This is a genomic window from Streptomyces termitum (genome assembly GCF_014650175.1).
In the GTDB taxonomy this organism is placed as follows: Bacteria; Actinomycetota; Actinomycetes; order Streptomycetales; family Streptomycetaceae; genus Streptomyces; species Streptomyces termitum.
Genome location: NZ_BMUL01000021.1, coordinates 1 through 18,091, shown reverse-complemented (window position 1 = coordinate 18,091; position 18,091 = coordinate 1). Strand labels below are relative to the sequence as shown.

13 protein-coding genes, 1 pseudogene and 1 CRISPR repeat array are annotated in these 18,091 nt (G+C 74.1%); of the genes and pseudogenes, 9 read left to right on the top strand and 5 right to left on the bottom strand.

Features of this window, described 5'->3' with window-relative positions; all coding sequences use genetic code 11:
* The first annotated feature begins 29 nt into the window (after nt 1-29).
* Nucleotides 30-1,655: a WD40 repeat domain-containing protein gene (locus IE219_RS28435; RefSeq protein WP_189982664.1), complete on the top strand. Its 1,626-nt coding sequence runs from the start codon at nt 30-32 to the stop codon at nt 1,653-1,655.
* A gap of 7 nt (nt 1,656-1,662) precedes the next feature.
* On the opposite strand, the gene IE219_RS28430 is transcribed toward IE219_RS28435, so the two are convergent.
* Together IE219_RS28430 and IE219_RS28425 are read right to left on the bottom strand one after the other, a co-directional pair.
* The gene (locus tag IE219_RS28430) at nt 1,663-2,451 is read right to left on the bottom strand and encodes a hypothetical protein (protein WP_189982663.1); all 789 of its coding nucleotides are present in this window, start codon (nt 2,449-2,451) and stop codon (nt 1,663-1,665) included.
* A gap of 386 nt (nt 2,452-2,837) precedes the next feature.
* The gene (locus IE219_RS28425) at nt 2,838-4,532 is read right to left on the bottom strand and encodes a PucR family transcriptional regulator (protein WP_189982661.1); all 1,695 of its coding nucleotides are present in this window, start codon (nt 4,530-4,532) and stop codon (nt 2,838-2,840) included.
* 348 nt (nt 4,533-4,880) lie between these two features.
* Here IE219_RS28425 and IE219_RS28420 point away from each other — a divergent pair, with 348 nt between their 5' ends.
* The 5 genes from IE219_RS28420 (at nt 4,881) to IE219_RS28400 (ending at nt 11,709) form a co-directional block, all read left to right on the top strand.
* Entirely contained in the window at nt 4,881-5,771 is an 891-nt protein-coding gene (locus IE219_RS28420) for an FAD binding domain-containing protein (protein WP_189982659.1), read from the top strand.
* A gap of 2 nt (nt 5,772-5,773) precedes the next feature.
* Nucleotides 5,774-6,361, top strand: a complete 588-nt coding sequence (locus tag IE219_RS28415; RefSeq protein WP_189982657.1) for a (2Fe-2S)-binding protein — start codon at nt 5,774-5,776, stop codon at nt 6,359-6,361.
* 2 nt (nt 6,362-6,363) lie between these two features.
* Nucleotides 6,364-8,769 carry a xanthine dehydrogenase subunit D gene (gene pucD / locus IE219_RS28410; protein ID WP_189982656.1) on the top strand — a complete coding sequence of 802 codons (2,406 nt, stop codon included), beginning with the start codon at nt 6,364-6,366 and terminating at the stop codon, nt 8,767-8,769.
* Nucleotides 8,770-9,059: 290 nt separating this feature from the next.
* Nucleotides 9,060-10,532 carry an NCS2 family permease gene (locus IE219_RS28405; RefSeq protein WP_189982654.1) on the top strand — a complete coding sequence of 491 codons (1,473 nt, stop codon included), beginning with the start codon at nt 9,060-9,062 and terminating at the stop codon, nt 10,530-10,532.
* A gap of 37 nt (nt 10,533-10,569) precedes the next feature.
* Complete coding sequence (locus tag IE219_RS28400) at nt 10,570-11,709, top strand: XdhC family protein (protein WP_189982652.1); 1,140 nt, start codon at nt 10,570-10,572, stop codon at nt 11,707-11,709.
* 152 nt (nt 11,710-11,861) lie between these two features.
* On the opposite strand, the gene IE219_RS28395 is transcribed toward IE219_RS28400, so the two are convergent.
* Together IE219_RS28395 and IE219_RS28390 are read right to left on the bottom strand one after the other, a co-directional pair.
* Nucleotides 11,862-12,932, bottom strand: coding sequence for an SCO7460 family lipoprotein (locus IE219_RS28395; protein WP_189982651.1), 1,071 nt, complete (start codon nt 12,930-12,932; stop codon nt 11,862-11,864).
* Nucleotides 12,933-13,069: 137 nt separating this feature from the next.
* On the bottom strand, nt 13,070-13,675 hold the full coding sequence (locus IE219_RS28390) for a TetR/AcrR family transcriptional regulator (protein WP_189982648.1): 606 nt from the start codon (nt 13,673-13,675) through the stop codon (nt 13,070-13,072).
* 114 nt (nt 13,676-13,789) lie between these two features.
* On the opposite strand from IE219_RS28390, the gene IE219_RS28385 reads away from it, so the two are divergent.
* Both IE219_RS28385 and IE219_RS28380 read left to right on the top strand, forming a co-directional pair.
* Nucleotides 13,790-14,944, top strand: coding sequence for an acyl-CoA dehydrogenase family protein (locus IE219_RS28385; RefSeq protein WP_189982646.1), 1,155 nt, complete (start codon nt 13,790-13,792; stop codon nt 14,942-14,944).
* 362 nt (nt 14,945-15,306) lie between these two features.
* Nucleotides 15,307-15,578: direct repeats of the CRISPR family, unit length 28 nt; unit sequence CTGCTCCCCGCGCCTGCGGGGATGGACC.
* Nucleotides 15,579-15,842: 264 nt separating this feature from the next.
* Nucleotides 15,843-16,505, top strand: coding sequence for an HAD family hydrolase (locus IE219_RS28380; RefSeq protein ID WP_189982644.1), 663 nt, complete (start codon nt 15,843-15,845; stop codon nt 16,503-16,505).
* Here the strand turns inward: IE219_RS28380 and IE219_RS28375 are convergent.
* A pseudogene (locus tag IE219_RS28375) lies at nt 16,486-16,692 on the bottom strand (transcriptional regulator); the annotation flags it as partial. The gene IE219_RS28380 and the pseudogene IE219_RS28375 sit on opposite strands and share 20 nt — an antisense overlap.
* Before the next feature lie 162 nt (nt 16,693-16,854).
* On the opposite strand from IE219_RS28375, the gene IE219_RS28370 reads away from it, so the two are divergent.
* Entirely contained in the window at nt 16,855-18,078 is a 1,224-nt protein-coding gene (locus tag IE219_RS28370) for a helix-turn-helix domain-containing protein (RefSeq protein WP_189982643.1), read from the top strand.
* Nucleotides 18,079-18,091: the final 13 nt, after the last annotated feature.

The following is an 18,091-nucleotide window of genomic DNA, read 5'->3' as shown; positions in this document are numbered from 1 at the left end:
CCGTACCGCGTCGCCCGTGAGGTTGCCCCATGCCGTCCGCGACCCCGTCCCCGGCGGACGGACGCCGGCCCGCCACCGGCACGGAACCCGGCGCCACCGCCCTCCTCGGCTGGCTCACCGACCCCGACGCGCCCCGGCTCTGCCTGGTCAGCGGCGCCCCCGGCCGGGGCAAGACCGCGCTCCTCGGCTGGCTCGCCGCGCACGGCACCCGGGCCCGCCGGGGCCGCCCCCGCACCGAGCGGGCCCTCGTCCCGCTCGCCGGGCAGAGCGCCCTCGGCGCCGCCTGGACGCTGGCGAACCGGCTCGGCGTCGTCGCCCGCACCCCGGCCGACCTCGTCCACGCCCTCGCCACCAGCGAGGCCCGCCGCCCCGGCCGCCCCGTCCTCCTCCTCACCGACCTGCACGCCGCCGCCGAACCCGCCGCCCTCGCCGACCTGCTCACCGCCCTCGCCGAGGTCGGCCGGATCCGGCTCGTCGTCGAACTCCGCCCCGGCACCCCCGCCCCCGAGGCCGCCCGCACCACCGTGGTCGACCTCGACGAGGACGGGGACGACGAGGGCGACGAGGGAGGCACCGGCGGCTGGAACGGCCTGCCGGGCGGCCCGGCCCGGCCGCTCCCCGACCTCTCCGACCCGGTCGCCGTCTGCGCCGCCGACCCGCTCCTGGTCACCACCGGCTACGCGACGGCCGCCGACGGCGACGACCACGGGGGACTGCGCGACGCCTGGCTGCGCGCCGGGCAGGCGCTGTGCGCGGCGGACGGACCGGCCGGCCGGGCGCTGACCCTGCTCACCGCGCTCGGTGACGGCGCCGACCCCCGGCTGCGGCCCGCCCTCGCCGACCGGGCCGGTCCCGCCCCGTGGCGGCTGCGCTGGGCGCGGCACCGGGGCGACGTCGCCCCGCCGTGGCCGGGCCCGGTCGCCGTGCTCGGCGCCACCGCCGAGGGGCCCTCCGCCGGACTGCTCCTGGCGGGCGACCGGACGGGCACGGTCCGGCTGCTCCGGGAGGCCGACGCCGGCGGCGAGGGGCGGCTCGCCCACCGGGTCCCGGGCCGGGTCACCGCGCTCGCGCCGACCGCCGACGGCACGGTGCTGCTGCTCGACGAGCACGGCCGGCTGCACACGGTGCGGGGCACCGCGCCCCGCCCGCCCTATCTGGAGCGGCTGACCGACGCCGTCTCCACCACCCTGTCCCGGCACCCCGGCACCGCCCTCGCGGCCATCGCGGGCTCGGTGGTGGTGGGGGACCGGCTCGGCTCCGTCCACGCCTTCGGGGTGACCGGGCTGCACCAGGCCGCCCTCCACAGCGGCCGGGTCACCGCCGTGACCGCCGTCGGCGCCGAGGCCCCCTTCGTCTGCTCGGGCGGCGCCGACGGCACCGTACGGCTCTGGACGCCGGGGCGGCCGCCGGTGCCCGAACCGCTCGCGGAGCGCCGGGCGCCGGTCGTCGCCCTGCACGCGGCCCCCGCCCCCGGCGGCCCGCTCGTCGCCGCCGCCTGGGCGGACGGCCGGGTCGAGCTGATCCCCGCCGAGGGCGGTCGGCGCCGCTCCTTCCGGCCGGGCCCGGCGGTCCGCGCCGTCGCGGTCACGGCCACCGGAGCCCTGCTGGTCGGCACCGACGAGAGCCTCGTCTGCCTGGAACCGCAAGGGAACTGACGGACGATCACATGGCGGTACGGGGGGTCAGCTGGCCCGCCAGCCAGGTCGGCACCCCGCCGAGGAGCCGGAAGAGGCGGCGGGCCTCGGCGCGCAGCCGGCCCGCCTCCGGCTCCGTCTCGGTGTCGGCCAGGGCGGTGAGCGCCGGAGCCGTACCGACCAGATAGCCCAACTCCTCGCGGATCCGCAGCGATTCGGCGAATCCGTTCCGGGCCTCGGCCAACTCGCCCTCGCGCAGGGCGAGTCCGGCGAGGTGGCGCCAGGTGGAGGAGAGCAGGAGCCGGTCGTCCTGGGCGGTGGCGCCGGCGTGGGCGCGGCGGTACGCGGCGCGGGCCGCCTGCGGGGAGTCGCCGAGGTTCTGGGCGACGAGGCCGCGCCGGTAGTCGAGCAGCGGACGGCCCGCCGCCGAGGGGGAGATGAGGGCGGCGGCGCGGCCCAGCGCCATCCGGGCCTCGTCGGCGCGGTCGCGGACCCGCAGCAGGGTGGAGGCGTAGGCCAGGTAGCCGCGTTCGCAGGCCGCCGCGCCGCGCTCCTCGTCACCGGTGGCGACGGCCTCGGCGGCGCGCAGCGCCTCCTCGGCGTCGGCCCAGCCCTGTTCGGTGTAGAGACAGCGCTCGATCAGCAGCGAGGCCCGTTCGAGCGCCGCGGCGGGCTCGTGGGCGCGGGGGGCGAGCAGGGCCGCCGCGTCGGCCCAGCAGGCACGGGAGCGGAGGCGCCATATGGCGGTCTCCACCGGAGTCTCCTTGCCGTGGGCGAGGGACGGATCGCCGCCGTCCTCCGATTCGGAACCAGACATGGCGGTGTCCGCCACATTGCCCTCCCCGAGCGCGCCGTCGAGCTGTTGAGTAGGACGGCATCTCAGCACGAAGGGGAGACCCCGGCCAAGGGGTCGGGTGAAATTTTTCACAAAGCCGGGCGGGGAGTGGGGCGCCCGGTGCGGAGCGGTTCCGACGGGGCGTCAGGGGCTCCCGGGGCCCGTGATCACGGCGGTGATCAGCGGTGCGAGGGGGACGCCGGGCCGCTCCGGCGGGACCCCCGAAGGGCCCCGCCGCCACTCCGACGGAGTCAACCGAAGGAGTGAATTCCGTATGCCCCTCCCCGGGGGAGGGCCCGGCCGCGCGCCGGCCCGACGGCGCGCCGGGCCGCGCGCCGGGCCGTCCGCGCATCCGCCCGTGCCGCGCGTCAGCTCATCCGCAGCGCCAGGAAGAAGTCGAGCTTGTCCTCCAGGCGGGACAGGTCGCGGCCGGTCAGCTGCTCGATCCGGCCCACCCGGTAGCGCAGCGTGTTCACGTGCAGGTGCAGCCGGGTCGCGCAGCGGGTCCAGGAGCCGTCGCAGTCCAGGAACGCCTCCAGGGTCGGGATCAGCTCGGCCCGGTGGCGCCGGTCGTAGTCCCGCAGCGGGTCGAGCAGCCGGGCGGTGAAGGCGCGCCGCACGTCGTCCGGGACGAAGGGCAGCAGCAGCACGTGCGAGGCCAGCTCGTGGTGGCCGGCCGCGCAGACCCGGCCGGGCCGGGCGGCGGCCACCCGGCGGGCGTGCCGGGCCTCCTCCAGGGCGCCGCGCAGCCCCTCCGCCGAGTGCACGGCGGCGCTGACGCCCAGGGTGAGCCGCCCGTCGTCGCCGAGGCCCGCCGAGAGCGGGGCCCGTACCGCAGCGAGCAGCGCGTCCGCGTGCAGGCCCAGGGCGGTCTTCGGGGCGTCGTCCTCGCTGTCCGGCAGCGGCCCGGCGGCCAGCGGGACCAGTGCGACGGCCTCCTCGCCGGTGTGGGCGACCGCGATCCGGTCGGACGAGTCGGCGCCGGCGGTCGCCGGGTCCACCAGGACCTCCTCCAGGAGCGCCTGGGTGACCGGGCCCGCCTCCACCGGGGGCTGCCCGCCGTCCTGGTCCCACTCGACCCGGGCCACCACGACCTGCCAGTGCGGGGCGGCGCCCAGGCCGGGCAGCAGCACCGGGGCGGCGACCCGCAGCCGGGCGGCGATCTCGGCGGGCGCCGCGCCGGTCTGCACCAGCTCCAGCACCTCCTGGGCCAGCCGGCGGCGCACGGTGCGGGCCGCGTCGCGCCGGTCGCGCTCCACGGCGATCAGCTGGGTGACGCCCTGGAGCAGGTCGAGCCGGGCGGCCGGCCAGTCCCCGGCGTCGGCCTCGACGGCCAGCAGCCAGTCCGACAGGACGGTCTCGCGGACGTCCCGGGGGACCGGCCCGGCGGCCCGTGCGGTGTTCCGGATCGGGAACAGCGAGTACGCGGTGCCCTGGACGGCCAGCCGGTGCGGGCCGCGCCGGCCGGTCCGGGTGGCGGCCAGGTGCTCGCCCGCCAGCGCCGCCGCCAGCGCCGGTTCCAGGGGCTGTCCGGCGCCCGCGACCTGCCGCCCGGTGGGGGAGAGGACCCAGGCCCGCAGGTCCAGGTCGGAGCCGAGCAGGTCCAGGACCGCCTCGGGGCCGCCGCCGGCCGGACCGGAGGTCATCAGCCGCCGGTGCCGGTCCACGACGGCGGCCAGGTCGCCGGCCCGCTCGCCGGAGACCTGTCGAACAACGTGCTCGGTGATCGTCGCGAACGCAACGGATTCGTTGACCGCGAACAGCGGCAGCCGGTGGCGCGAACACGCCTGTACGAGATCGTCGGGGATGTCGCCCAGCTCCGCCTCGCCGGCCGCCAGCGCGGCCACCCCGGCGGCGGTGAGGATCCGGACGAAGGGCTCGGCGTCGGCCGGCTCCCGCAGCCAGGCCAGGCCGGTGAGGACCAGCTCGCCGCCGGACAGGTACCGACTGGGATCCTTGAGGTCCGTGGTCATCACGCCGCGGACGGAGCGGTCCAGCTCGTCCTCGCCGCCCAGCAGGCGCAGCCCGAGCGCGTCGTTCTCCAGCAGTGCGCGCAGCCGCATCGTCTCGCCGCCGTTCCTTCGAGTGGTGGTGGGGTCGGGTGCCGACGGGTGCCGGGCGCCGACGGGTGTCGTGTATTCGACGGGTGGGAGGCGGCGCGATGGTGTCACTGTTTCCAGGGGAAAACAGCGAGGTACGCGTGCCCCGCCTTTCGTTCGAATCTACAAGACGTGCCGGGGCACCGGCCAACTCCTTCATGGTTTCGGTCACTGCACACCGGGCCCGGCGGGCTTGTGTACTGGGCCACACACCGCGTGAACAGGACATGAACACGAAAGTCGAGGGCCGAACGTCCCTGAGGGCCCGGCCGTCCGACCCCGATCGCCAGAATCACTTAGAAGAGAGCCACCATGGACTTCCTTCGCCCCGCCAGCTGGGAGGAGGCGCTCGCCGCCAAGGCAGAGCACCCCACGGCCGTGCCCATCGCCGGCGGTACCGACGTCATGGTCGAGATCAACTTCGACCACCGGCGCCCCGCGTACCTGCTGGACCTGAACCGCATCGAGCTGCTGCGCGAGTGGGAGGTCGGCGAGGAGAACGTCCGGCTCGGCGCCTCCGTCCCGTACACCCAGATCATGGAGAACCTGCGGACCGAGCTGCCCGGCCTGGCGCTCGCCTCCCACACGGTCGCCTCCCCGCAGATCCGCAACCGCGGCGGTGTCGGCGGCAACCTCGGCACCGCCTCGCCCGCCGGCGACGCCCACCCCGCCCTCCTCGCCGCCGGCGCGGAGGTCGAGGTCGAATCGGTCCGGGGCAGCCGCCTCATCCCGATCGACGCGTTCTACACCGGTGTGAAGCGCAACGCGCTCCAGCCCGACGAACTGATCAAGACCGTCCACATCAAGAAGGCGGACGGCCCCCAGCAGTACTCCAAGGTCGGCACCCGCAACGCGATGGTCATCGCCGTCTGCGCCTTCGGTCTCGCGCTCCACCCGGAGACCCGGACCGTCCGCACCGGCATCGGCTCCGCCGCGCCCACCCCGATCCGCGCCAAGGAGGCCGAGTCCTTCCTGAACGCGGCCCTGGAGGAGGGCGGCTTCTGGGACAACGGGAAGATCATCACCCCGTCGGTCGCCAAGCAGTTCGCCGACCTCGTCTCGGCCGCCGCCAACCCCATCGACGACGTCCGCGGCACCGCGAAGTACCGCCGCCACGCCGTCGGCATCATGGCCCGCCGCCAGCTCGGCTGGACCTGGGAGCAGTACCGCGGCACCGGCCGCACGCTTGAGGGAGCTGCATAACCATGCGCGTCAATTTCACGGTCAACGGTCGTCCGCAGGAAGCCGACGACGTCTGGGAGGGCGAATCCCTCCTCTACGTGCTCCGCGAGCGCCTGGGCCTGCCCGGCTCCAAGAACGCCTGCGAGCAGGGCGAGTGCGGCTCCTGCACGGTCCGCCTCGACGGCGTGCCGGTCTGCTCCTGCCTGGTCGCGGCCGGCCAGGTCGAGGGCCGCGAGGTCGTCACCGTCGAAGGGCTCGCCGAGTTCGCCAAGGAGCGCGCCGAGCACGGCGGTTGCGCCTCCGGCGCCTGCGGCACCCCGCTCGACGCCGCCAAGAAGTGGGAGGCGAAGCCCGGTCAGGACTCGCAGACCGGCGAGGGCGTCGAACTCAGCCCGATCCAGCAGGCGTTCATCGACGCCGGCGCCGTCCAGTGCGGCTTCTGCACCCCCGGCCTGCTCATCGCCGCCGACGAGCTCCTGGAGCGCAACGCCTCCCCGTCCGACCAGGACATCCGCGAAGCCCTCTCCGGCAACCTCTGCCGCTGCACGGGCTACGAGAAGATCCTCGACGCGGTCCGCCTCGCGGCCGCCCGTCAGGGAGAGGCGGTCTGACCATGGCCCAGCACACCCGCACCGTCCCGGCCGGCACCCCGACCGACGTCACCCAGAACCACGTCAAGGGCGGCATCGGCGAGTCCACCCTCCGCCCGGACGGCACCCTCAAGGTCACCGGCGAGTTCGCCTACTCCTCGGACATGTGGCACGAGGACATGCTGTGGGGCCAGACCCTGCGCTCCACCGTCGCCCACGCCGAGATCGTCTCCATCGACACCTCCGAGGCCCTCGCCACGTCGGGCGTCTACGCCGTCCTGACCTACGACGACCTCCCGGCCGCGATGAAGAACTACGGCCTGGAGATCCAGGACACCCCCGTCCTGGCCCACGGCAAGGTCCGCCACCACGGCGAGCCGGTGGCGCTGGTCGCCGCCGACCACCCGGAGACCGCCCGCCGCGCCGCCGCCAAGATCAGGATCGAGTACCGGGAGCTCCCCGTCGTCACCGACGAGGCGTCCGCGCTCGCCCCCGACGCGCCCCTCGTCCACGAGGGCCGCGACGACCACCACTCCGGCCACGTGCCGCACCCCAACATCGTGCACCGCCAGCCCATCGTGCGCGGGAACGTGGCGGAGGCCCGGAAGCGGGCCGACGTCATCGTCGAGGGCGAGTACGTCTTCGGCATGCAGGACCAGGCGTTCCTCGGCCCCGAGTCCGGCCTCGCCGTGCCCGCCGAGGACGGCGGCGTCGACCTCTATGTCGCCACCCAGTGGCTGCACTCGGACCTCAAGCAGATCGCCCCCGTCCTCGGCCTGCCCGAGGACAAGGTCCGCATGACGCTCTCCGGCGTCGGCGGCGCCTTCGGCGGCCGCGAGGACATCTCGATGCAGATCCACGCCTGCCTGCTCGCCCTGCGCACCGGCAAGCCCGTCAAGATCGTCTACAACCGCTTCGAGTCCTTCTTCGGCCACGTGCACCGCCACCCGGCGAAGCTGCACTACGAGCACGGCGCCACCAAGGACGGCAAGCTCACCCACCTCAAGGCCCGGATCGTCCTCGACGGCGGCGCCTACGCCTCGGCCTCCCCGGCCGTCGTCGGCAACGCCTCCTCGCTCGGCGCCGGCCCGTACGTGGTCGACGACGTCGAGATCGAGGCCGTCGCCCTCTACACCAACAACCCGCCCTGCGGCGCCATGCGCGGCTTCGGCGCGGTCCAGGCGTGCTTCGCCTACGAGGCGCAGATGGACAAGCTGGCCGCCAAGCTCGGCATGGACCCGGTGGAGTTCCGCCGGCTCAACGCCATGGAGCAGGGCACGCTGATGCCCACCGGCCAGGTCGTGGACTCCCCGGCCCCGGTCGCCGAGCTGCTGCGCCGGGTCAAGGCCCGCCCGCTGCCGCCGGAGCGCCAGTGGGAGACCGCGGGCGAGGGCGCGGACGTCCGCGCGCTGCCCGGCGGCCTCTCCAACACCACCCACGGCGAGGGCGTCGTCCGCGGCGTCGGCTACGCGGTCGGCATCAAGAACGTCGGCTTCTCCGAGGGCTTCGACGACTACTCGACCGCCCGCGTGGTCCTCCAGGTCATCAACGGCGAGCCGGTCGCCATGGTCCACACGGCCATGGCCGAGGTCGGCCAGGGCGGCGTCACCGTCCACGCCCAGATCGCCCGCACCGAGCTGGGCGTCACGCAGGTCACCATCCACCCGGCCGACACCCAGGTCGGCTCCGCCGGCTCCACGTCCGCCTCCCGGCAGACGTACATGACCGGCGGCGCGGTGAAGAACACCTGCGAGGCCGTCCGCGAGAAGGTCCTGGAGATCGGCCGCCGCAAGAACGGCTCCTACCACCCCGCCTGGGCCACCGCCGAACTCCTCCTGGAGGGCGGCAAGGTCGTCACCGACGGCGGCGAGGTCCTCGCGACCCTCGCGGACGTCCTGGAGGGCGAGGAGCCGGTCGACGTCGAGCTGGAGTTCCGCCACCGCCCGACGGTCCCCTTCGACCTGCGCACCGGCCAGGGCGACGGCCACGTCCAGTACACCTTCGCCGCGCACCGCGCGGTGGTCGAGGTCGACACCGAGCTCGGCCTGGTCAAGGTGATCGAGCTGGCCACCGCCCAGGACGTCGGCAAGGCGCTCAACCCGCTCTCCGTCGTCGGCCAGATCCAGGGCGGTACGACCCAGGGCCTGGGCGTCGCGGTGATGGAGGAGATCATCGTCGACCCGAAGACCGCGAAGGTGCGCAACCCCTCCTTCACGGACTACCTCATCCCCACCATCCTCGACACCCCGACCATCCCGGTCGACGTGCTCGAACTCGCCGACGACAACGCCCCGTACGGGCTGCGCGGCATCGGCGAGGCTCCCACCCTGTCGTCCACCCCGGCCGTCCTCGCGGCGATCCGGAACGCGACGGGCCTGGAGCTGAACAAGACGCCGGTCCGCCCCGAGGCGCTCACCGGCACCCTGTAGGCCCTCCGGGCGGTGCGTGCCTCCCAGGAGCGTCACACCTTCCCCGCCCGCACCGCCCGGAGCAGCGGTACCCGCACCATCGGAGCCGTACCGGAGCACCACCCGCACCACCAGAGCACCACCCGTACCACCAGAGCAGTACAAGCATCACGGAGCAGCACAGAGCGACACCGCACCACCCCGTTCGTCTCGGGCCGTCCCCCGGGTCGTGCAGCCACAGCGTTTCCCAAATCCCGTCGCTACGAGTCCCCCTCGGACGGGTGCCCCTTTGAACCTTGGGAGTAGGCCCCATGACCCAGTCGTCCGTGGAGCCGAAGACCACCGCCGAGGACGCGGGCTCCGGCTCGCGCAACCCCGCCGGACGGTCTTGGCTCGACCGGTACTTTCACATCTCGGAGAGAGGATCCTCCGTCGGCACGGAGATCCGAGGCGGCATCACCACCTTCATGGCGATGGCGTACATCCTCCTGCTCAACCCGATCCTGCTCGGGGGGCCGGACGTCGACAAGAACGTCCTCGCCTCCTCCGCCGTCATCACGGCGACCGCCTTCGCCGCGGCGGTGACCACCCTGCTGATGGGCTTCGTCGGCAAGGTGCCGCTCGTGCTCGCGGCCGGCCTCAGCGTCTCCGGCGTCCTCGCCACCCAGGTCGTGCCCCAGATGACCTGGCCGCAGGCCATGGGCATGTGCGTGGTCTACGGCGTGGTGATCTGCCTCCTGGTGGTCACCGGGCTCCGCGAGATGATCATGAACGCCATCCCGCTGCCGCTGAAGCACGGCATCACCATCGGCATCGGCCTCTTCATCGCCCTGATCGGCTTCAACAAGGCCGGCTTCGTGGGCGCGGGACCGCAGTTCGGCCCGCCCGTCACCATGGGCTCCGGCGGCACCTTGATGGGCTGGCCCGTCCTGATCTTCGCGGTCACCCTCCTCGCGATCTTCGCCCTCCAGGCCCGCAAGGTCCCCGGCGCCATCCTGATCGGCATCGTCGGCGGCACCGTCCTCTCGCTCATCGTCAACGCCGTCGCCGACATCCCGGCCAAGGGCCCCGGCTCCTGGGCCAACGGCGCCCCCGAGCTCAAGGGCGGCGCGGTCTCCAGCCCGGACTTCTCCCTCTTCGGAGACGTCTCCTTCGGCGGCTGGGGCGACGTCGGCTACATCACCGTCGGCGTGATCGTCTTCACCCTGGTCCTCGCCGGCTTCTTCGACGCCATGGCCACCATCATCGGCGTCGGCACCGAGGCCAACCTCGCCGACGACAAGGGCCGCATGCCCGGCCTCTCCAAGGCCCTCTTCATCGACGGCGCGGGCGGCGCGATCGGCGGCGTCTCCGGCGCCTCCGGGCAGACCGTCTTCGTGGAGTCCGCCACCGGCGTCGGTGAGGGAGCCCGCACCGGCTTCTCCTCGGTGATCACCGGCCTGTTCTTCGCGGCCTGCCTCTTCTTCACCCCGATCACCCAGATCGTGCCCCGCGAGGTCGGCTCCGCCGCCCTGGTCGTCATCGGCGCGATGATGATGATGAACGCCAAGCACGTGAACTGGGGCGACAGCTCCGTCGCGATCCCGGTCTTCCTGACCGTCGTCCTGATGCCGTTCACGTACAGCATCACCCCGGGCGTCGCCGCCGGCGTCATCGCGTACACCGTCATCAAGGTGGCGCAGGGCAAGGCGCGCGAGGTCGGCGCGTTCATGTGGTGCCTGACCGCGATCTTCATCGTGTTCTTCGCCCTTCACCCGATCGAGGGCTGGCTCGGCGTCAGCTGACGCCCGCCCGCCCCTTCACACAGCCGAGGAGACCGACATGCTGGACATCGCCGAGGAGCTGCACCGGTGGGTCGAGCAGGGACGCGACTTCGCCGTGGCCACCGTGGTGGCCGTCGGCGGCAGCGCGCCCCGGCAGCCGGGCGCCGCGCTCGCCGTCGACGGCGAGGGCACGGCGATCGGATCGGTCTCCGGAGGCTGTGTGGAGGGCGCGGTGTACGAGCTGTGCCAGACGGCGCTCGCCGACGGCCGGACCGTCGTCGAACGCTTCGGCTACAGCGACGAGGACGCCTTCGCGGTCGGCCTGACCTGCGGCGGCATCATCGACATCCTCGTCACCCCGGTCCGCGGCGGGGTCTTCCCCGCCGCGCTGGCCGCCGCCGTCTCGGGAGAGCCGGCGGCCCTGGCCCGGATCGTCTCCGGCCCCGGCGACCTGCTCGGCCGGGCCCTCCTGGTCCGCCCCGACGGCTCGTACGAGGGCGCCCTCGGCGGCCATCCCGAGCTGGACCGCACCGCCGCCGCCGAGGCCCGCGCCCTCCTCGACGCCGGCCGCACCGCCACCGTGGAGATCGGGGAGGACGGCAGCCGCTGCGGACAGCCGCTGACCCTGCTCGTCGAGTCCTCCGTCCCCGCCCCCCGCATGATCGTCTTCGGTGCCATCGACTTCGCCTCCGCCCTCGTCCGGGTCGGCAGGTTCCTCGGCTACCACGTCACCGTCTGCGACGCCCGGCCCGTCTTCGCGACGAAGGCCCGCTTCCCCGAGGCCGACGAGATCGTCGTCGCCTGGCCCCACCGCTACCTCGCCTCGACCGAGGTGGACGCCCGCACCGTGCTGTGCGTCCTCACCCACGACGCCAAGTTCGACGTCCCGCTCCTCCAGGCCGCCCTGCGGCTCCCCGTCGCCTACGTCGGCGCGATGGGCTCCCGCCGCACCCACGAGGACCGCAACGCCCGGCTGCGCGAGGTCGGCGTCACCGAACTCGAACTCGCCCGGCTGCGCTCCCCGATCGGCCTCGACCTCGGCGCCCGCACCCCGGAGGAGACGGCCCTCTCCATCGCCGCCGAGATCGTCGCCGACCGGCGCGGCGGCAGCGGCGCCTCCCTCACCGGCGCCCACACCCCCATCCACCACGACGGCCCCGACGGCCCCCTCGCGGGCCGCATAGGCTCCGTCGCCTGACGGCCCCCTCCCGCGCGCCCCGCGGAGGTGCCGCACGGCCCGGCCGCCCCGAGCGCCCGCGCCCGCCGCGGGTGCGACACCCTCGGCGTCCCGCTCACGGCGACCCCCGCCCCGCACCCCGGGAGCGCCTGAACCCGCCGCCCCCGGCGCCCTCAGGAACGGCCCCACGCGTACGACGGAGCCCCGTCCGCCCCGGTCGGCAGGACCAGCGGGCCGTTGCCCTCGCGGATGTCCCGGAAGACCCGGGGCTCACCGGCCAGCCGGCCGTCGGGCCCCGCGGTGACCGCCAGGGCGTGCCGGCCGAGGCAGACCGGGCGCTCGCCCTCGGGCCGCTCGCAGAACAGCAGCCAGCCGCCGAAGCGGTCCACCCGGCCCGGCAGCAGGCTCCCCACCGTCGAGAAGTCGGCGGTCACCGCCTCCGGCAGCCCGCCCCGGCCCCGCAGCCACTCCTCCGCCGAGGCCCGCACCGCCTTCTCGTACCGCTGCCGCTCCTCGAAGGGCCGGACCACCCCCACCTCGGCCGACTCCCGGTCGATCCCGCCGGGCCCGAAGCGGTACGACACCCGGTGGTACGCCCCCCGGCCCAGCGCGGCCAGCCGGTCGGCCGAGGTGAACTCCAGCAGCGCCGGCTGCCCCGCGCCCTCCCCGGCCGGTCCGGCCGCCCGCTCCGGTGGTACCACCTTCACGGAGAGCGCGGCAGGCGGCGCCCCGCCGTCCCGCGTCCGGGCCCGCGCCCAGCGCTCCAGGCAGTCGCCGAGGGACGCCACCAGGGGCCGTACGGTCTCCGCTCCGACGGGCGCGGCGACCCACGGCCCGGTGCCGTCCGCGGACAGCCCGCGCACCGGATGGCCGCACGCCTCGAACTCGCGCCGCAGCGTCCGGAAGTCCTCCGCCTCCCGGACGGCCCGCGCGAGCCCGTCCCGCAGCCGGTCCTCGCACGGCCGCCCCTCGCAGTCCGCCTTCTCCGCGTCCACCCGCAGCCGGACGAAGGCGTCGGCGTCGTCCGCGATCCGGAAGGTCACCTCGGAGCCGCCCGCCTCCGGGAAGAGGGTCCGGGCGCCGATCACCGCCAGCCGCCCCGGCGCGACCCGCTCGGCGACCTCGACGGCGCGCTTCTCGTCGTCGCCGGTGTCGAAGGTCCCGCAGCCCGCGGCGCCGACCGCCGCGAGGACCAGGGCGAGCGCCCCCGCGAGGCGCCGCGCGCCGTGCCGTGACCGTGCCATGAGGTCCACCCCCGGGTGCCGTACCGCCGTGTCCTGGGGCGACGGTAGGCGGGACGCCGCGCCCGCGCGTGAGTAGCGGTACTCACCCGGCGGACGCTGTCCTACCCGGTCGTATGGCCTGATGCGAAAGGAGCGCCCTACGCCCGCCGCAGCCCGCCGAGCAGCAGCTCGGCCAGCTGGTCGTACGCCTCCGCGTCCCCGAGGCCGGTGGCCGAGGCCACCTGCCGCCGCTGGATGCGGACCATGACGGAGGCGATGACGTCGGCGGCGAAGGCCACGTGGACCTCGCGGAAGACCCCCGCCCGGACGCCCTCCTCGATGAGCTGCTGGACCCGCCCGGCGGCGGCCCGGGTGTTCCGCTCGTACACCTCGGCGGCCGGTTCGAAGGCGGCCACGTCGTCGAAGAAGCGCGGGGAGACCGGAGCCAGCTCGGCGGAGACCGCCCGCAGATAGGCGGAGAGCCGCTCGGCCGGTCCGCTCGCGGCGGCGAGGACCGCCTCCACACGGGCGGTGGCGCGCCGGAAGAAGTGCACGACGGCCGCCCTGACCAGCTGTTCCTTGCTGTCGGCCAGGCCGTACAGGGTGCGCTTGGAGCAGTGCAGCCGGGCGGCGAGGTCGTCGAGGGTCAGCTGGGCGAAGCCCTCGCCGACGAGCAGGGCGACGAGGTCCTCGAAGAGGGCGGAACGGCGTGCCGCTCCGCGGCCCGTGAGCTTCGGGGTGACGGCGGCGGAGGTCTCGATCACCCGCACAGTATGCCGCTCCGACCGGCCGGGGGTTCCTCCCGGCGACTTCTGCGCTATTTTTAGCGGTACTGGAGTACCCGTCCTAGTACCACTTTGCGCGCCGATGGAGTCGCCATGGATGTCGACCGCCTGCTTCCCACCCCCGAGGCGGCGGACCTCATCGCCCTCACCCGGGAGATCGCCGACAGGGAACTCTCCCCCCGGGTGAACGAGCACGAGGCCGCCGAGACCTATCCCGAGGGCCTCTTCGCCACCCTCGGAGCGGCCGGCCTGCTCGGCCTCGCCTACCCCGAGGAGTACGGCGGCGGAGGCCAGCCGTACGAGGTCTACCTCCAGGTCCTGGAGGAGCTGGCCGCCCGCTGGGCCGCCGTCGCCGTCGCCACCAGCGTCCACACGCTGGCCTGCCACCCCCTCTACGCCTTCGGCACCGAGGCGCAGAAGGAGCGCTGGCTCCCCGGGATGCTGGAGGGCCGCGCCATCGGCGGCTACAGCCTCTCCGAGCCGCAGGCCGGCTCCGACGCCGCCGCCCTCTCCTGCAAGGCCGAACGGCAGGAGGACGGCAGCGGCTACCGGATCACCGGCACCAAGGCGTGGATCACCCACGGCGGCCGGGCCGGCTTCTACTCCCTCTTCGCCCGCACCGCCCCCGGAAGCCACGGCATCTCCTGCTTCCTCGCCCCCGGCAGCACCGAGGGCCTCTCCTTCGGCGCCCCCGAACGCAAGATGGGCCTCCAGGCGGTCCCCACCACCTCCGCCTACTGGGACGGCGCCCTCATCGGCGAGGACCGCCTCATCGGCACCGAGGGCCAGGGCCTCCAGATCGCCTTCAGCGCCCTCGACAACGGCCGCCTCGGCATCGCCGCCTGCGCCACCGGCCTCGCCCAGGCCGCCCTGGACGCCGCCGTCGACTACGCCAACGAGCGCACCACCTTCGGCCGCCGCATCGTCGACCACCAGGGCCTCGGCTTCCTCCTCGCCGACATGGCCGCCGCCGTCGACGCGGCCCGCGCCACCTACCTGGACGCGGCCCGCCGCCGCGACCTCGGCCGCCCCTTCAGCCGCCAGGCCAGCGCCGCCAAGCTCATCGCCACCGACACGGCGATGAAGGTGACGACGGACGCGGTCCAGGTCCTCGGCGGCTACGGCTACACCCGCGACTTCCCGGTCGAGCGCTACATGCGCGAAGCCAAGATCATGCAGATCTTCGAGGGAACGAACCAGATCCAGCGCCTCGTCATCAGCCGAGGGCTGGCGAAGCCGGAGAAGTAGCAGGTCGAACCATGTGTGACGAGGGCTGGGCTCGCCCCGGGAGCTGCGGGGCCACCCTGTGCGGAGCGCCCCTTGGACGCCGCTCGGGAGAAATCCGGGGCGAGGGGGGAGGCGTGTGGGGAGGAAGGCGGGGCGCACGGCCTTTACGAGGGCACGGAGCAGCCCTCACCACCGACCGCGCGGTCTTCCCCCTGCTGCGCCCTGGTCGGCCTGCGACCGCCCCGCCCGGACATCCCAGGCGGGGCGGCGGCCGTCCAGGCCGGACCGGCCCACCTCGGCGATGCGAGGTGGGTGTTTTGCCGGTTTCAGCGAAAGTTGCTCGAAGGGTGCCCGATGTGGGGTAGAAGTGCAGGTCAGGAAGACTGCTCCCCGCGCCTGCGGGGATGGACCCAAGCCCCGCCCGACCCTGGGCGACGGCCCGTTCTGCTCCCCGAGCCTGCGGGGATGGACCCTGGGCGGTGCCGGAGAACCGCGCCAAGCCGAACTGCTCCCCGCGCCTGCGGGGATGGACCTCGTGAAGTACGAACAGGTACTTGCGCAAGTTCCTGCTCCCCGCGCCTGCGGGGATGGACCCGAGGAAAAGGCCGCCGCCGCGGCCGGGGTCACCTGCTCCCCGCGCCTGCGGGGATGGACCCCGGGCCCGCACGGCGGAGATCCACGCCAGGGCCTGCCCCCCCGCGCCCGCGGGGATGGACTCGAACACGCTTGCCGAGACCCTGAGTGCGTCCACGCGGAGGGTACGAACGGTGCTGAGGTCGAAGCGTTCTTGAGCCACTGGAGAGGGTCTGCTCATAGCCTGCGTGATCCCGACGGGCGGCCTGGTGGCGGTCTGCCATGGCGCGGATCGGCCGGGCCGGCTCTCCTGACACCCATGGTCAGGGTCCGTAGGATCGCGCCCATGATTCGTGCGGTGGTGTTCGACGTCGGTGAGTGCCTGGTGGACGAGACCAGGGAGTACGGCACGTGGGCGGACTGGCTCGGTGTACCCCGGCACACCTTCGCGGCCATGTTCGGCGCGGTGATCGCCCAGGGCCGGGACTACCGCGAGACCTTCCAGGCGTTCCGGCCGGGCTTCGACCTCTACGAGCAGCGGGAGGCCCGCGCCGCCGCCGGCCGGCCCGAGCAATTCGGCGAGGAGGACCTCTACCCCGACGTCCGCCCCGCGCTCGCCCGGCTTCGCGCCGATGGCCTGTGGCTCGGGATCGCGGGCAACCAGACCATCCGCGCCGGGAAGATCCTGCGCGAGCTGTTCAGCGAGGACGTCGACCTCATAGGCACCTCCGACGACTGGGGCGCATCCAAGCCCGATCCCGAGTTCTTCCACCGGGTGGCCGAGGTCGTCCCCTTCGAGAACCCCGAGATCCTCTACGTCGGCGACCGCGTCGACAACGATCTCCGTCCCGCTGTCGCCGCCGGAATGGAGACCGCGCTCGTCCGCCGGGGGCCCTGGGCGACGATCCAGTGGAACGACGAGGAAGCCGTCAGCCTCCCGACCTTCCGGGTCGAGAGCCTGACGGAACTGTCCGGGAACATCGCCCAGTTCAACGGCCGAGGGCACTGACGGTCGTCTCCCAGCCGTACAGCCGGTCATCGAGGTCCTGGACGCAGCGCTCGTGCTGCCACGGCGCGAGCGCGCGCCGGACCTCCCGGACGCGCTCCATGCCCGTGGCGTACCAGGTGTTGCACAGCTGGTCGAGTGCGGCGACGGCGTACTCGCACGCCTTCTCCGGGTTCCGGTCGGCGGCCTCAGGGCGGAGCTGCCTCCTTGACCTCCGGATCGAGGGAAGCGGCTTCTTCATGTTCGGCAGCAGGGATGCCGGACATGGCGGCGCCCCGACGGCCAACTGGGGCTGTACGGGGGCGCGATCGGGAGTACCGTCCTGAGTGTTCAGGTCAGAACGGAGTTCAGCATGCCCCTTTCCAGCGACGAGCACATCGGTACGCGTGTACAGATCGCCCGCAACGCCGCCGGGCTGACGCAGGTGGAGCTCGCGGGCTTCATCGGCCGTACGGAGTCATGGGTCGCCAACGTCGAGCGCGGGCGGCAGCCGCTCGACCGGTACAGCGTCATCACCGCCATCGCGGAGCGCTGCGACGTCGATGTGGTCTGGCTCCTCGGACAGCCCTACCGGCTCCAGCGCGGCGGCGGCAACCTCGCCCACGCTCACATCCCCGCCCTGCGCACCGGCCTGCGCCGCGCCGGACTCATCCTCTCCGGCCACCCCGGTCTCGCCCCGTCGGGCGTCCGGTCCGCGCTGGGCGACATGACCGCCCGCGCCCGGAAGGCCAACACCGCGCGCCAGGCGGCGAACCTGCCGGCCGTCGCCTCTCTCCTCCCGTCCCTGATCGAGGACCTGAACACCGCCGTCCTCGTCTCCGAGGGCCGCGCCCGGGAGGACGCGCTCCGCCTCCTGGCGGACGCCGCCCGGACCGCCCGGATGTGCCTCAACCAGCTCGGCTACCCCGACCTGGCGTGGTCGGCCGCCGAGGTCGCGGCCGGTGCCGCGACGAAGCTCGGCGACCCGGTCGTCCGGGCCGCCGTCGCCTGGGACCGCTGCGGCGCGCTGCTGCACCAGGCGTCCCTCGGGGAGGCGATCGCGGTCGCGGAAGCCGCCCTGCGCGACCTGGAGCCGCTCGCCTCCGACTCGGCTGCCGACAGGCCGGCCGTTTCCCTGCGCGGTGCCCTCCACCTTCGGTGCTCCATCGCCCATGCCCGGGGCGGCCGGAGCGACGATGCGTGGGCGCGGATCACCGCGGCCCTGGAGGACTCGGAACGGCTCGGCCCGGAGTGGTACGACCTCGACCGCCACACCGTCTTCGGGCGGGGCACGGTGGCCGTGCACGCGGCCGAGGTCGGCGTCGAGGTCGACCAGCCCGACACGGGCCTGGGCCGGGTGACGGAGGCGAACATCGCCGAGATCCCGAGCCGGGAGCGCCGTACCCACTACGCGATCGACGAGGCTCGTGCGCTGCACCGCATGGGCAAGAGCCCGTCCGCCGTGACGAAGCTGAAGGCGGCCGCGCAGGGGGCCCCGTACTACCTGTACTCCGACCCCATGGCCCGCGCCCTAGGTTCTGTCGTCAAATGTCACGCCCACATCAGGAGTGATGCGAGAGTGACGGCTGCTTCGTAGGACTGGGCGGTCT

Coding starts and splice junctions, on each gene's coding strand:
- IE219_RS28435 (WP_189982664.1), top strand. CDS start 30: ATGCCGTCCGCGACCCCGTCCCCGGCGGACGGACGCCGGCCCGCCACC.
- IE219_RS28430 (WP_189982663.1), bottom strand. CDS start 2,451: ATGTCTGGTTCCGAATCGGAGGACGGCGGCGATCCGTCCCTCGCCCAC.
- IE219_RS28425 (WP_189982661.1), bottom strand. CDS start 4,532: ATGCGGCTGCGCGCACTGCTGGAGAACGACGCGCTCGGGCTGCGCCTG.
- IE219_RS28420 (WP_189982659.1), top strand. CDS start 4,881: ATGGACTTCCTTCGCCCCGCCAGCTGGGAGGAGGCGCTCGCCGCCAAG.
- IE219_RS28415 (WP_189982657.1), top strand. CDS start 5,774: ATGCGCGTCAATTTCACGGTCAACGGTCGTCCGCAGGAAGCCGACGAC.
- pucD (WP_189982656.1), top strand. CDS start 6,364: ATGGCCCAGCACACCCGCACCGTCCCGGCCGGCACCCCGACCGACGTC.
- IE219_RS28405 (WP_189982654.1), top strand. CDS start 9,060: ATGACCCAGTCGTCCGTGGAGCCGAAGACCACCGCCGAGGACGCGGGC.
- IE219_RS28400 (WP_189982652.1), top strand. CDS start 10,570: ATGCTGGACATCGCCGAGGAGCTGCACCGGTGGGTCGAGCAGGGACGC.
- IE219_RS28395 (WP_189982651.1), bottom strand. CDS start 12,932: ATGGCACGGTCACGGCACGGCGCGCGGCGCCTCGCGGGGGCGCTCGCC.
- IE219_RS28385 (WP_189982646.1), top strand. CDS start 13,790: ATGGATGTCGACCGCCTGCTTCCCACCCCCGAGGCGGCGGACCTCATC.
- IE219_RS28380 (WP_189982644.1), top strand. CDS start 15,843: ATGATTCGTGCGGTGGTGTTCGACGTCGGTGAGTGCCTGGTGGACGAG.
- IE219_RS28370 (WP_189982643.1), top strand. CDS start 16,855: ATGCCCCTTTCCAGCGACGAGCACATCGGTACGCGTGTACAGATCGCC.